12 protein-coding genes are annotated in these 13,147 nt (G+C 62.9%); 9 read left to right on the top strand and 3 right to left on the bottom strand.

The annotated features are described in order from the left end of the window. The first annotated feature begins 4 nt into the window (after window positions 1-4). Window positions 5-709 (top strand): ABC transporter ATP-binding protein, encoded by a 705-nt coding sequence (locus B5525_RS41635; protein WP_079572174.1) that lies wholly within the window; start codon window positions 5-7, stop codon window positions 707-709. A gap of 208 nt (window positions 710-917) precedes the next feature. Continuing rightward, window positions 918-2,510, top strand: a complete 1,593-nt coding sequence (locus tag B5525_RS41630) for an NAD-dependent malic enzyme (RefSeq protein WP_079574466.1) — start codon at window positions 918-920, stop codon at window positions 2,508-2,510. 63 nt (window positions 2,511-2,573) lie between these two features. On the opposite strand, the gene B5525_RS41625 is transcribed toward B5525_RS41630, so the two are convergent. Next, window positions 2,574-3,728: a zinc-dependent alcohol dehydrogenase gene (locus B5525_RS41625; RefSeq protein ID WP_079572173.1), complete on the bottom strand. Its 1,155-nt coding sequence runs from the start codon at window positions 3,726-3,728 to the stop codon at window positions 2,574-2,576. Between the two features lie 79 nt (window positions 3,729-3,807). Continuing rightward, complete coding sequence (locus B5525_RS41620; protein ID WP_079572172.1) at window positions 3,808-4,719, bottom strand: NAD(P)-dependent oxidoreductase; 912 nt, start codon at window positions 4,717-4,719, stop codon at window positions 3,808-3,810. A gap of 187 nt (window positions 4,720-4,906) precedes the next feature. Between B5525_RS41620 and B5525_RS41615 the strand changes: the two genes are divergently transcribed. After that, the gene (locus tag B5525_RS41615) at window positions 4,907-5,890 is read left to right on the top strand and encodes an ABC transporter substrate-binding protein (protein ID WP_079574465.1); all 984 of its coding nucleotides are present in this window, start codon (window positions 4,907-4,909) and stop codon (window positions 5,888-5,890) included. 60 nt (window positions 5,891-5,950) lie between these two features. Next, complete coding sequence (gene ilvD / locus B5525_RS41610) at window positions 5,951-7,645, top strand: dihydroxy-acid dehydratase (protein ID WP_079572170.1); 1,695 nt, start codon at window positions 5,951-5,953, stop codon at window positions 7,643-7,645. A gap of 27 nt (window positions 7,646-7,672) precedes the next feature. Here the strand turns inward: ilvD and kynU are convergent, their stop codons facing one another. Next, the gene (gene kynU, locus B5525_RS41605) at window positions 7,673-8,926 is read right to left on the bottom strand and encodes a kynureninase (protein ID WP_079572169.1); all 1,254 of its coding nucleotides are present in this window, start codon (window positions 8,924-8,926) and stop codon (window positions 7,673-7,675) included. A gap of 227 nt (window positions 8,927-9,153) precedes the next feature. Between kynU and kynA the strand changes: the two genes are divergently transcribed. The 5 genes from kynA (at window position 9,154) to B5525_RS41580 (ending at window position 13,143) form a co-directional block, all read left to right on the top strand. Continuing rightward, window positions 9,154-9,990: a tryptophan 2,3-dioxygenase gene (gene kynA, locus B5525_RS41600; RefSeq protein ID WP_425305243.1), complete on the top strand. Its 837-nt coding sequence runs from the start codon at window positions 9,154-9,156 to the stop codon at window positions 9,988-9,990. Next, window positions 9,987-10,610: an arylformamidase gene (gene kynB, locus B5525_RS41595; RefSeq protein ID WP_079572168.1), complete on the top strand. Its 624-nt coding sequence runs from the start codon at window positions 9,987-9,989 to the stop codon at window positions 10,608-10,610. Before kynA ends, kynB begins: the two co-directional genes overlap by 4 nt. Window positions 10,611-10,751: 141 nt before the next feature. After that, window positions 10,752-11,597, top strand: a complete 846-nt coding sequence (locus tag B5525_RS41590; RefSeq protein WP_079572167.1) for an ABC transporter ATP-binding protein — start codon at window positions 10,752-10,754, stop codon at window positions 11,595-11,597. Further along, window positions 11,594-12,379 (top strand): ABC transporter permease, encoded by a 786-nt coding sequence (locus B5525_RS41585; RefSeq protein ID WP_079572165.1) that lies wholly within the window; start codon window positions 11,594-11,596, stop codon window positions 12,377-12,379. The genes B5525_RS41590 and B5525_RS41585 overlap by 4 nt, the downstream gene beginning before the upstream one ends. After that, complete coding sequence (locus tag B5525_RS41580) at window positions 12,376-13,143, top strand: ABC transporter permease (protein WP_079572164.1); 768 nt, start codon at window positions 12,376-12,378, stop codon at window positions 13,141-13,143. The genes B5525_RS41585 and B5525_RS41580 overlap by 4 nt, the downstream gene beginning before the upstream one ends. Window positions 13,144-13,147: the final 4 nt, after the last annotated feature.

Here is a 13,147-nt window from a genome sequence, read left to right as displayed (position 1 = left end):
CCGGATGTTGCAGATCAGCAATCTGAACGCCTGGTATGGCGCGAGCCATGTGCTGCAGGACATCTCCATCGAGGTGGCGAAGGGTGAGATCGTTTGCCTGATCGGCCGCAACGGTGCGGGCAAGACCACGACGCTGAAGTCGATCATGGGTCTGATGGACAGGACGCGCGGGTCGGTGATCTTCAAGGGCAAGGAGCTGTTGACGCAGCCCGCCCACGTGCGCTTTGCGCAAGGACTGGCCTATGTGCCGGAGGAGCGCCGCATCGTGCAGGGACTTTCGGTGCGCGAAAATCTCAGGCTTGGTCTCGTGGCGTCGCCTGAAAAGAAGCGCGAGGTCGAACTGATCGCGAACATCGCCAGCATCTTCCCTCGGCTTGCCGAGCGCCTCGACCAGGAAGCGGTCACGATGTCCGGCGGCGAACAGCAGATGCTGGCGATTGCCCGCGCGATGATCGCCAAGCCCGACCTGATCATGCTCGACGAGCCCTCGGAAGGCATCATGCCGGTGCTGGTCGACGAAATGTTCGCGCTGTTTCGCGCCATGAAGGCGCAGGGGACGACGGTGCTCCTGGTGGAGCAGAATGTGGAACTGGCGCTCGATATCGCCGACCGCGCTTACGTTCTGGACCAGGGCGCCGTGGTCTATCACGCCGCCGCGAGCGAACTATTGGCTGACAACGAGATCAAGGAGCGCTACTGCTCGGTATGATTCGGCCTTGTCGCATTGCAACGTAACAGGCAGATGCGCAGGTGCGAAGAGCCGGAAAGCCCTCTTCCTGCCTTGATCTCAATCAACGCTTTCTGCTTCAATCGAGTAGAAGCTAGAACAATAATCAGCCTGCCTTGGGAGGAATATGATGAGCGTGCAGCCAGTGCGGGCGCGGCCCAGCCCACGCCCTCCCGAAACACCGCGCGGCCTGGCGCTGTTGCGCGATCCGCTGCTTAACAAGGGTACGGCCTTCACGGAGGCCGAGCGCGACGCGCTGGGGCTGCGGGGCTTCCTGCCGGCGCATGTACTTTCGATGCAGGATCAGGTCGAGCGTGTGCTGGTCAATCTGCGCGGGCTGCCCAGCGATCTCGAAAAATACGTCGCGCTCAACTCGCTGCACGATCGCAACGAGGCGCTGTTCTTCCGCGTCGTATGCGACAACATCGATGAAATCCAGCCGCTGATCTATACCCCGACGGTAGGCCTTGCCTGCCAGCGTTATGGCCTCATCTTCCAGCGGCCGCGGGGCATGTTCATCAGCGCCAATGATCGCGGGCGTATCGCGGAAATGCTCGCCAACTGGCCGTATCCGGCGAAGCTTATCGTCGTCACCGACGGTGAGCGGATCCTCGGTCTCGGTGACCTCGGCGCGCATGGCATGGGCATTCCAGTCGGCAAGCTCTCGCTCTATTCGGCCTGCGCCGGCATCCATCCGGAGCACACGCTGCCCATCATGCTGGACGTCGGCACCAACAACGAGGAATTCCTGAACGATCCCTATTATATCGGCATGCGCCAGAAGCGCCTGAGCGGTGCGGCTTACGACGATCTGGTCGACGAATTCATCAGCGCCGCGCGCGAGACTTTCCCCGGCGTGCTGATCCAGTTCGAGGACTTCGCCAATCACTCGGCATTCCGGCTGCTGCACAAATATCGCGACAGGATCAATGTCTTCAACGACGACATTCAGGGCACCGCCGCCGTGGCGCTCGCGGGCCTGTTCTCGGCATTGCGGGTGACCGGCGGAAAACTTGCCGACCAGAGGGTGCTTTTCCTGGGCGCGGGCGAGGCCGCGACCGGTATCGCCGACCTCGTGGTCTCGGCGATGATGGCGGAGGGAGCGTCCGAGGCCGACGCGCTCAAGCGTACCTGGCTCGTGGACTCGCGCGGCCTCGTTGTGAAAAGCAGGGCAGGCCTTACCGACCACAAGCTGCGTTACGCGCATGATCACGCGCCGATCGGCGACTTCCTGACCGCGCTCCAGACGCTCAAGCCCACTGCGATCATCGGTGTTGCAGCCGTCGGCGGTGCCTTCACGCCGGAGGTGCTGCAGGCCATGACCGCGATCAACGAGCGGCCGATCGTGTTTGCGCTTTCCAACCCGACGTCGAAAGCGGAATGCTCCGCCGAGCAAGCTTATCGCCATACCGGCGGTCGCGCGCTGTTCGCCTGTGGTAGCCCTTACGATCCGGTAAAACTCGACGGCAAGACCTTCGTGCCGCGCCAAGGCAACAATTCCTACATCTTCCCCGGCGTCGGACTTGGTGCGATCGCAAGTGGATCGAGGCTGGTGACCGACGAGATGTTCATGGCCGCCGCGCACACGCTGGCCTATCTCGTCAACAAGGACGACATCGAGCAGGGCAGCCTCTACCCGGCGCTGCCGCGCATCCGTGAAGTCTCGGCCCATATCGCCGTGGCGGTCGCCGAGGTGGCCTATAAACGCGGTCTCGCAACCGCGCCGGCGCCGAACGATCTGATGGCGTTCGTTCAGTCGCAGATGTACCACCCGCATTATTGAAGCAGGCCGGGGCCTGGATCTACGACGACGCCCCAAGTCTCGCGCGGGATACGGGCCCGCGCCTCACTCTGCTGCGACGCCGCTCAGCATGTTTGCCTGCCTCGTCGTAACCACCACCTTGATGGCGTCCTCGACTCGGTCCCTTGCATAGCGCAGCGCGGTTGGCAGGTCGGCCAGCGCAAACGTATGGGTGTGGATCTTCGTGGCGTCGAACCGCTTTTCCGCCATTAGTGCCATCGCACGCCGCGTGGCGCTGCGGCCTTCGCCGCGAATGCCGTAGACATAGATATTGTTCTTCACGAGATGCGCGAGATCGGTGGTGACGGGATCGTGCGGGAAGGCGGCAAGGCAGATCTTGCCGCCGCGGTTAGCCATGTGTATGGCCTGATTGACGGTGGCCTCGGTGCCGGCGCACTCGACCACATAATCCGCGCCGATGCCGCCGGTGAGCGCCCTCACGACATCGACCGCGTCCTCTTCCGCAATGTTGACGACGCGGTCGGCGCCCAGTTCCTTGCCGATCGCAAGGCGCCTGTTGCGCGTTCCCGTCAGGATCACGGGACTTGCTCCCAGCGCCTTGGCAACGGCGACCGCGAGCAGCCCGATCGGGCCCGGACCGATCACGACAACGCTTTCGCCGGCTACCAGCCCGCCGAGTTCAGTGAGGCCGTACATCGAGGTCCCGGCGGTGACCACCAGCGTTGCTTCCGCGTCGCTCATGGTGTCCGGCACCCGCGCCAGCGTGTTGATGTGATTGACCGCGTATTCGGCGAAGCCGCCATCGGTGGTAAAGCCGTTGGCGCGGTGACCCTTCTCGGGTTTGCCGTAGTTCAGGCATGAGGTGTACATGCCTTGCCGGCATCGCTTGCACTGGCCGCAGCCGGCATGGATTTCCACGCTGACGCGCTCGCCGATCCCAAACTCGTCGACGTCGGGTCCGAGTGCTGCCACCGTGCCCATATATTCGTGGCCGGGTGTGAAATCCTTGTTGAAGGGCAGGCCGCCGCCGATGCTCGCGGGCGAGCCGCCGTGGATGATCTCGAGATCGGTGGCGCAGATCGCCACCGCGTCGATACGGACCAGAACTTCCGCGCGGCGCGGGATGGGCGTCGGCTTCTCGCGCAGCAGCAGCTGGTCCGGGTCGCCCAGAACCCAGGCCTTCATGTGTGTGGGAACGGCAAATTCGGGTGACGTCTTGACGCCGGCAGGCTTGTACATTGGCGATTATCCCCGTGTAGCGGAAGCCTATCGGAATTCGTTGCGCGGCGAAATTCCCTGTTGCGCAAATCAGGCTGCCTCATCCGGTTTGCTCGGCCGACAGCTTGTAGATTTCGAGCGCGTCGGCGTCCGCGCCGCGCGCCGCCTTGGCCAGCCGGAACAATTGCGCGGCGAGGCCCGCCATAGGTACCGGGCTCGATGTGTCGCGCGCGACGTCGATCACCGTGTCGAGGTCTTTGAGCATGGTGGCGATATGGCCGAGCGGCGGGGCGTGAATGCCCTGCACCATGCGCGGCACGAACAATTGCAATGGAATCGAATCGGCAAAGCCGCCGGCAAGTGCCTCGGGCAGCCGCTTGGCGTCGATACCGGCGTTCACGGCAAGCCGGGTCGCTTCCGCGAGCACCGCCATGGCGCAGCCGACGATCACCTGGTTGCAGAGTTTTGTCGTCTGGCCCGCGCCGGTCGCTCCCATATGGGTGAGCCGCCGTGCCATCGCCAGAACATAGGGCCGCACCCGTTCGATATCGGCGGCATCGCCGCCGGCCATCACCGCGAGCGTGCCTTCCTCGGCGCCCATGGTGCCGCCGGACACTGGCGCGTCGATCCATCCCATGCCGTTCGTCGTCTTCAGCCGCGCCGCGATGGCGCGCGCCGCATCCGGGTGAATCGAGGAGAAGTCGACGACGAGTTTTCCCTGGCAGCCTGCGGTCGCCAGACCGTCGCGGCCGAATACCACCTCCTCGACGGCCGCAGCGTCCGTGAGGCACATGAAGATGATGCTGGCGGCGTCGGCCACGTCGCGCGGACGGCTGGCGGGTTTCGCGCCGGCCTCGATCAGTGTTGCGGCCTTGCCGGCGGAACGGTTCCAGACGGTGACATCGTGGCCGGCGCTCAGGAGGCGCCGCGCCATCGGAAATCCCATCATCCCGAGCCCGAGATAGCCGACCTTTTCCGCTCTTCCCCCGTCCGTCCCGCGAACACCAGCCATTCCACTTCTCCCTTATTCGTCGCCACAAAACCTTATCTCACGGAGTGGCTTTACCACACATTCCGGCCGAGCCCTGGCCGCCACAAGCACGCTCCGGTGGCTTGCCTGATTGTTTGAACCATGAAAGGCTTGGGCCATGTTAGATGCGCTGGCGCCGGGCAGCATCGAAAAAAGTGGAGCAGGATTGATGCGGATATCTTCAAAATGGCTTTTGGCTGCCGGGGCTCTCGCTGCGATTCTTGGTAGCCTGGGCCCGGCGCAGGCGCAGCAGACGATCCGCGTCGGCTGGACCATTCCGGCCGAGGAATCGAAATACTGGATGATGCGCCGCCCTGCGGAATTTCCCGATCTCGGCAAGACCTACAATATCGAATGGACCCAATTCCAGGGCACCGCGCCGATGACGCAGGCGCTGGCCGCGGGCGCGCTTGACTGCGCAACGCAGGCGCCGCTGTCGCTGGCGAACGGCGTGGTCGGCGGAAATCTGAAGGCCTATATCGTGGCGCAGCACGTCTATGAAAAGCCCGGCGGTTTTTCGGTCTATTGGGCCGTGATGGATAATTCCCCAATCAAGACCATTGCCGATCTCAAGGGCAAGACCATCGGCATCTCGGTGATCGGCGGCGGCACCTACGGCCCGTTCGCGATGCTCCTGAAAAAGAATGGCGTCGATCCCGCAAAAGACATCAAGCTGGTCGAAGTCGGCTTCGCCGTCTCCGAAGACGCGCTGCGCCAAGGCCGCGTCGATGCCGTGAACATGAATCAGCCGTTCGCGGCGCGCGCGGAGGCGAAGGGCGGCACCCGCAAGCTGTTTTCGCTTTCGGAGGAAATGCCGAACATCGTTCACATTCTGGAGGCCTGCCGCGCCGACTTCGTCGACAAGAATCCGGATCTGGTCAAAGCCTATGTTCGCGACATCACCTCTGGCATGAAGAAAGCGCTGGCCAACCGCGAGGAGACGCTCAAGGTGGTTTCCGAGGTTCTGAAAGCACCGATCCCCGTTCTTGATACCTATCTGCTCAAGGACAATGATTTCGGCAGGGATCCCGGTGCGGCGCCGAATTTCGAGGCGATCCAGAAGATGCTCGATATCTACGCGGCAACAGGCATGCTGCCGAAGATGGACGTCGCGCAGTTCAAGCATCCGACCATCGTCGCGCCGATCCAGTAAGCGAGGCTCCACGCGTCGTCCCGGCGAGGGCCGGGACGGCCTGGAAAGAGATTTTGACCGATGAAAAAGTGGCGATCCCGCGTGACGACCGATGGCCTCGATCGTGCGCCCCACCGCGCCTTCATGCGCGCGATGGGGCTCGACGACGAGGCGCTCAGCAAGCCGATGATCGGCGTGGTCAGCATGAAGGGCGAGCAGACGCCCTGCAACATGACCCACGATTTCCAGGTTGATGCCGCCAAGGCCGGGATCGCGGAGGCCGGTGGAACGCCGCGGGAATTCGCCACCATTTCGGTCTCCGACGGCATCAGCATGAACCACGAGGGCATGAAGTTCTCGCTGCTGTCGCGCGAATTGATCGCGGATTCGATCGAGGCTGTGGTGCATGGCCTCGCCTATGACGCGCTGATCGGCTTCGGCGGCTGCGACAAGACGCTGCCGGGCGTGATGATGGGAATGATCCGCTGCAACGTGCCGGCGATCTTCATCTATGGCGGCAGCGCGCTGCCCGGCCGGTTCGAGGGAAAAACCCTCACCGTGCTGGACTCCTACGAGGCGGTCGGCGGCTTCATGACGGGCGAGATCGACGCGGCGACACTCGAAGGTATCGAGCGTTCCTGCCTGCCGACCATTGGCGCCTGCGCGGGACAGTTTACCGCCAACACCATGGGCATGGTTTCCGAGGCAATGGGGCTGTCGATGCCCAACGTCTCGATGATCCCCGGCGTCTACGCCGAGCGCGCGCAGGTGGCGCGCCGGGCCGGGCGGCTGGTGATGCAGATGCTCGGGCGCGGCGGGCCATTGCCGCGCGATATCGTCACCCGAAAGGCGCTGGAAAACGGCGCCGCCATCGTCGCCGCGACCGGTGGATCGACCAACGCCGCACTGCATCTGCCGGCGTTGGCAAACGAGGCCGGCATATCCTTCACGCTCGACGATGTCGGCGAGGTGTTTGCGCGCACGCCCCTGATCGGCAATCTGCGCCCCGGCGGCAAGTACACCGCCAAGGACGTTTACGACATTGGCGGCGCCGCCGTTGTGATCCGCGCTTTGGTCGAGAGCGGTCACATTGACGGCGGTTGCCTGACCATTACCGGACGGACGATCGCGGAAGAATACGGCGAGGCGAACGCGCCGGACGGCGAGATCGTTTTTAATACCAGCAAGCCGATCATGCCGGATGGCGGCGTCGCGGTTCTCAAGGGCAATCTTTGCCCCGACGGTGCGGTCATCAAGGTGGCTGGTCTGAAGAACCTGCTATTCGAAGGCACCGCGCGCGTGTTCGAAGACGAAGAGCAGTGCGTCGCTGCCGTGCGCAACCGAAAATATTCGGCGGGCGAGGTTCTCGTCATCCGCAATGAGGGGCCGGTCGGCGGTCCCGGCATGCGCGAGATGCTCGGCGTTACCGCGCTGATTTACGGGCAGGGGATGGGCGAGAAGGTCGCGCTGATCACCGATGGCCGCTTTTCCGGCGCCACGCGAGGCATGTGCATCGGCTATGTCTCTCCGGAATCCTTTATCGGCGGGCCGCTGGCACTGGTGCGCGACGGCGACCATATCCGGATCGATGCCGCCGCGCGTCGCATGGACCTGTTGATCGACGACGGCGAGTTCGCGAAACGCCGGCAGGCCTGGAAACCACGGCCGCCGCGGCACCGGGCGGGAGCGCTGGCGAAATATGCGCGTCTGGTCGGCCAGGCGCCCGGCGGAGCCGTCACCCATGACGGCGCGGCGGAATGGCCGTGGTTCGATTGACACGCAAGCCGTGGGTAGCAAGCCGCCTCAGGTCACGTCGAGCTTGCGGTTGAAGTGCGGATCGCGCCAGACCTCTGCATTGATGCACTCAGCAAGAATTTCGGCAGCGTCCCAGACGTCCTGGAACCGGACGTAAAGCGGCGCGAAGCCAAAGCGCATCAGGTCGGGCGCGCGGAAATCGCCGATCACGCCGCGCGCGATCATCGCCTGAATCACCGCATAGCCCTTATCCAGGCAGATTCCCACCTGGCTGCCGCGCAGCGCCGGCTGGCGCGGCGTCACGATCTGGAGGCCGGGCAAAAGCGCGGCAACGCGCGCCATGAAAAGTTCCGTCAGCGCGAGGCTCTTTTGTCTCAACGCCGCCACCTCGACGCCCTCCATGGCGTCGAGAGCCACGTCGACGCCGCGCAGGGAAATGATCGGCTGAGTACCGCAGAGGAATCGCTTGATGCCTGCGTCGGGTCGAAAGTCGCGATCGAAAGCAAAGGGGGCGGCATGACCCCACCATCCCGATAGCGGATGTTGAGCGGTGGCCTGATGGGCCGTTGCGACGGCAATAAATGCCGGAGAGCCGGGACCGCCATTGAGATATTTATAGGTACACCCGACCGCGAAATCGACGGCATCCAGGTCGAACGCGATTTCGACCACGCCGATCGAATGACAGAGGTCCCAGACCACCAGCGCACCCGCGTCGTGCAGTTGCCTGGTGATGGCGGCCATGTCGAGCAGCGCGCCGGTGCGGTAATTGACGTGGGAGAGCACGGCAACCGCGACCTTTTCGTCGAGCAGGGCCTCGATCGATGGGCTGTCGGCGCCGATCAATCGTCTCTTCATCGAACGGCCTGCGGATTTCATCGCACCTTCGACGATGTAGAGGTCAGTCGGGAACGACTCGTCCTCGGCAATGATGACGTCGCGGCCGGGTCGCAATCCAATGGCCGCCTGGATCGCCTTGTACAGATTGATCGACGTGGTGTCGCAAACGAGGGTCTGACCTGGTGCGGCCCCAATCAGCGCCCCGACGCGGTCGCCGAGTCGGGCAGGCATGTCGAACCATCCGGCGCTGTTCCAGCTCTTGATGAGATCCCGGCCCCATTCCTGTTCGATGGTACGGCCCAGGACTTCCACGGCGCCTCGCGGCATCGGGCCGAGCGAATTGCCGTCGAGGTAGATGATGCCTTCGGGGATCACGAAGGGCTCCCGGAAGTTGCGAAGCGGATCGGCGGAATCGCGCGCGACGCATGCCTCGCGCGAAGTGAGGTCGGCTGACGATGTCATGAGTGCCCCGCAGTCGAGACGTTAGTAACTGCCTGTTTCATTCGCTTGCGCAGCTCTCTTTCTGTTCAACCCGCCAAGGAAATCCCGATTGACAGCAAAAGTCTATCCTTTTAGGCTTAAAACATCACCCGCCGGTGCTTTCAGGTAGAGGCAAATCCTTGCCTCGAGGGCGGTTCGGACGAGATAGTCGTGGTGGAGATTTCACTGCAGCCGATCCGTGGCCGACGATGAGACGGGATGATGTCGTTGAACCTGGCGAAACCGCGATGAGGCAACGCAAGGAAATATCCTATTCCGGCTATCTCCAGCTCGACAGTATCTTGCAGGCGCAACAGCCGCTTTCCACCGCGCACGATGAGATGCTGTTCATCGTCCAGCACCAGACGTCGGAGCTGTGGATGAAGCTCGCGATTCACGAGCTCGGTGCCACCTGCCGGCTGATCGCCGCGGACGATCTGCAACCCGCTTTCAAGACGCTGTCGCGGGTATCCCGTATCCTCGAACAGCTCAACTCGGCCTGGGATGTGCTTCGCACGATGACGCCCAGCGAGTATACGGAATTCCGTAGCCTCCTTGGGCAATCCTCCGGCTTCCAGTCCTGGCAGTATCGTGTGATCGAGTTTCTGGTGGGCAACAAGAATGCCGCGATGGCGCATGTTCATGCCGACGACAAGGCCGTTGCCGAGCGGCTGGAAGCGGTCCGCCTTGCTCCCAGCATCTACGATCTCACCATACAGCTACTGCATCGTCGCGGCCTCGGTATCGATAAAACCGTTCTTGGGCGTGATGTCTCGGTGCCGCACGTCGAAAACGACAGCGTCCTGAACGCCTGGTTGTCGGTCTATCGCGAGCCGGCGCGGTTTTGGGAATTGTATGAACTCGCCGAAAAGCTGGTGGATTTCGAGGACTATTTCCGCCGCTGGCGCTTCAACCACGTGACGACGGTCGAACGGATCATCGGGTTCAAGCGCGGCACCGGTGGCACCTCGGGCGTTTCCTATTTGCGCAAGATGCTGGATGTCGTGCTATTCCCTGAACTCTGGCAGGTCAGGACACAATTGTGAGCACGCTGATCGACATCTCGCCCGCGCTGCGCGTCGGCATGGGCGTGTTTCCGGGCGACGCGCCATTCGAGGTCAGCCAGACCTTCTCGATCGGGCCGGAATGTCCGGTCAATGTTGCCAGCATCTCGATGTCCACCCATTGCGGCGCGCATGTCGATGCACCGCTGCACTACGATGCCCGAGGGGCCAGTATCGATAGGCTGGATCTCGGCAATTTCATCGGTCCGGCAAGGGTCATTGACGCGCGCGGGACTGACGCTCTCTGTGGCTATGATGAGATCGCATCCGCGCTCGATGGCGCTCCGCCGCGCCTCCTCTTTAAATTGATGGATAGGGGCGACGCTCTGGATTGGCCGACAGGTTTCCGCGCGCTGGCTCCGGAAATGGTGGAGCGCCTGGCGCTTCGCGGCACGCGCCTGATCGGCGTGGACGTTCCCTCCGTCGATCCGGAAACGTCGAAAAGCCTGCCGTCGCACATGGTCTGCCGGCAACACGATCTTCGCATTATCGAAAATCTCTTGCTCGCCGACGTCGCGCCCGGCGATTACGAATTGATCGCGCTGCCGTTGAAATTAAGAGGTCTCGACGCAGCACCTGTTCGAGCGGTACTCAGGCGATGAAAATGATCATGGGTCGTGAAATCCGGAAGGGGCAGCAGGCGGCAACTAAGCCAAATGGACATCGTCGGGCCTTGCAAGTTTCCGCTATGCTCGGTTTAACCATCCGTGCCTGACGGATCCATGCCGGGAAGAAAAGCGGAAATGAAGCTGGTGCCATCGCGACCAGACATCGAGGCGAAGGCCCCGCCTGCGCGGCAGCAGGCGGCCGCCATGATCGAGATCGACCGGGTTTCGCAGGTCTTCCGCACTTCCGGCCGTCAGGACCATCTTGCATTGTCGGAGATTTCACTGACAATCGAGGATGGTGCCTTCGTCTCCATTCTGGGCCCCTCCGGCTGCGGAAAATCGACCCTGCTTTATATCGTCGGTGGCTTTGTCAGCCCGAGCGCCGGCGTCGCCAGGGTGAAGGGCAAAGCGATCACCGGGCCCGGGCCCGATCGCGGACCGGTATTTCAGGAGTTCGCGCTGTTTCCCTGGAAGAGCGTGCTCGGCAATGTGATGTACGGTCCGCGCCAGCAGGGCGTGAAGCCGGCCGAGGCCGAGGCGCAAAGCCGGGCGCTGATCGAGATGGTCGGCCTCAAGGGTTTTGAGCATTTTTACCCCAAGGAATTGTCCGGCGGCATGAAGCAGCGTGTCGCCCTGGCGCGCACGCTGGCCTATCACCCCGCGGTATTGCTGATGGACGAGCCGTTCGGCGCGCTGGACGCGCATACCCGCACGCGGCTGCAGAACGACCTGCTCAATATCTGGGAGCGCGACCGCAAGACCGTCCTGTTCGTCACCCACTCGGTCGAGGAGGCGGTGTATCTGTCGGACAAGGTCGTGGTGATGACGCGTTCACCCGGACGCATCAAGGAGGTCATCGATATCGACCTGCCGCGGCCGCGCCGTCGGACGGAGCTGCTGCTCGATCCCCGCTACCAGAAATACGTGGTCGATATCGAGCGCATGTTCGACGACTCGAGCGAAGACGAGTTGCGGCCATGATGTCAGGGCGCGCGCTGCTCTCGCGCTCGGCGCCGTGGCTCGCCTGTCTCGGCCTGCTCGGGGTCTGGCAGATCGGGGCGCTGATCCTGAACACGGAGAGCTTTCCAACCGCGTGGGAGGCCGTCCGGGCGATCCCCTCCATCCTCGGCGACAAGGAGTCCCTGATCAACATTCTGGCCTCGCTGCGCCGCATGGCGATCGGCTTTGGCGTCGGCGTAATCTTTTCGATTCCACTGGGATTGATGATGGGTCGTTCGCGCGGTGTCGCGTCGTTCTTCAATCCGCTATTGATGGTGATCTATCCGGTGCCGAAGGCAGCCTTGATGCCGATCATCATGCTTTGGCTCGGAGTCGGCGACGTCGCCAAGACGCTGGTGATCTTCCTCGGCGTCAGCCTGCCCGTGATCTATCACAGCTTTCAGGGCGCCAAGGCGGTCGAGGAAAAGATGCTGTGGTCGGGCGCCGCCATGGGACTTTCCGCGGCGCAGCGCATGATCTGGATCGTGCTGCCGGCGGCATTGCCCGAAATTCTTACAGGCTGCCGCACCGGGCTGGTGCTGGCGTTGATCACCATGGTCACCTCGGAGATGATCGCACGGCAGTCGGGTGCCGGAAACATCCTGTTCAACGCACTCGACATGGGGCAATACGATACCGTCTACGCGATGATCATCATCATCGGCGCGATGGGCATAGGTCTTGACGCTGCGTTTGAGAAGATGCGCGGCAGGTTGGTAAAATGGTCCGAGCCGGGCTTCGACATTCCCTTGAGCTTCGCATGAACCTTCGCGCCGTCACCACGGATGTTCTTCTCGGGATCGCGCCGATCGCGGTCCTGATCGCGCTGTGGCAGGCGATTTCGTCATTCGGCTACGCGCCGCCTGCGCTGCTGCCGCCGCCGGGGATGGTGTTCCTGCGGCTGGTGAATCAACTCGCGACCACGACGTTCCAGGAGGAGATTGCCGCAACGCTGTTTCGTCTGTTCGCCGGATTTTCGATTGCGGTGATCCTCGGCGTCACCATCGGCCTGGCCGCGGCGGCGAACCCCGCGATCAACGCAGTGGTCCGTCCGATCGTTCGTGTATTGGCGCCCTTACCGAAGGTGGCTCTGTATCCGGCGCTGCTGTTGTTGCTCGGATTCGGGCATCAATCGAAAATCATGCTGGTGGCCGCGGATGCGCTGTTTCCGATCCTGCTGTCGACCTATTACGGCGCCTCTATGGTCGAGCAAAAGCTGATCTGGTCGGCGATGGCCGCGGGCACGCCGCGGGGCCAAATCCTGTTCAAGGTGGTGCTGCCTGCCGCGGTGCCGTCGATCCTGACCGGCTGCCGCATCGGGCTTGTCATCTCCTGTATCGTGGTGTTTCTCGCGGAAATGATCACGTCGACCGACGGCCTCGGTCATGTGCTGGTGACGGCGGCCCGGACCTTCCAGGCGGTTGACATGTTCGTGCCGCTGATCACGATCTCGCTGCTGGGCCTGATCCTCAATGGTCTCCTGGAAAGCTTGCGGACCTATCTGCTGCGCGGGTTTCCGGAAGTCTGATGAC

Source organism: Bradyrhizobium erythrophlei, assembly GCF_900129505.1.
Lineage (GTDB): Bacteria > Pseudomonadota > Alphaproteobacteria > Rhizobiales > Xanthobacteraceae > Bradyrhizobium > Bradyrhizobium erythrophlei_D.
Note: the sequence above shows the minus strand (reverse complement) of the source record. Positions and strands in the feature narration are given on the sequence as shown.

Excerpts from the sequence above, each read along its gene's own strand:
- B5525_RS41635 (WP_079572174.1), top strand. The coding sequence starts at position 5 with ATGTTGCAGATCAGCAATCTGAACGCCTGGTATGGCGCGAGCCATGTG.
- B5525_RS41625 (WP_079572173.1), bottom strand. The coding sequence starts at position 3,728 with ATGTACAAGCCTGCCGGCGTCAAGACGTCACCCGAATTTGCCGTTCCC.
- B5525_RS41620 (WP_079572172.1), bottom strand. The coding sequence starts at position 4,719 with ATGGCTGGTGTTCGCGGGACGGACGGGGGAAGAGCGGAAAAGGTCGGC.
- B5525_RS41615 (WP_079574465.1), top strand. The coding sequence starts at position 4,907 with ATGCGGATATCTTCAAAATGGCTTTTGGCTGCCGGGGCTCTCGCTGCG.
- ilvD (WP_079572170.1), top strand. The coding sequence starts at position 5,951 with ATGAAAAAGTGGCGATCCCGCGTGACGACCGATGGCCTCGATCGTGCG.
- kynU (WP_079572169.1), bottom strand. The coding sequence starts at position 8,926 with ATGACATCGTCAGCCGACCTCACTTCGCGCGAGGCATGCGTCGCGCGC.
- kynA (WP_425305243.1), top strand. The coding sequence starts at position 9,154 with ATGAGACGGGATGATGTCGTTGAACCTGGCGAAACCGCGATGAGGCAA.
- B5525_RS41590 (WP_079572167.1), top strand. The coding sequence starts at position 10,752 with ATGAAGCTGGTGCCATCGCGACCAGACATCGAGGCGAAGGCCCCGCCT.
- B5525_RS41585 (WP_079572165.1), top strand. The coding sequence starts at position 11,594 with ATGATGTCAGGGCGCGCGCTGCTCTCGCGCTCGGCGCCGTGGCTCGCC.
- B5525_RS41580 (WP_079572164.1), top strand. The coding sequence starts at position 12,376 with ATGAACCTTCGCGCCGTCACCACGGATGTTCTTCTCGGGATCGCGCCG.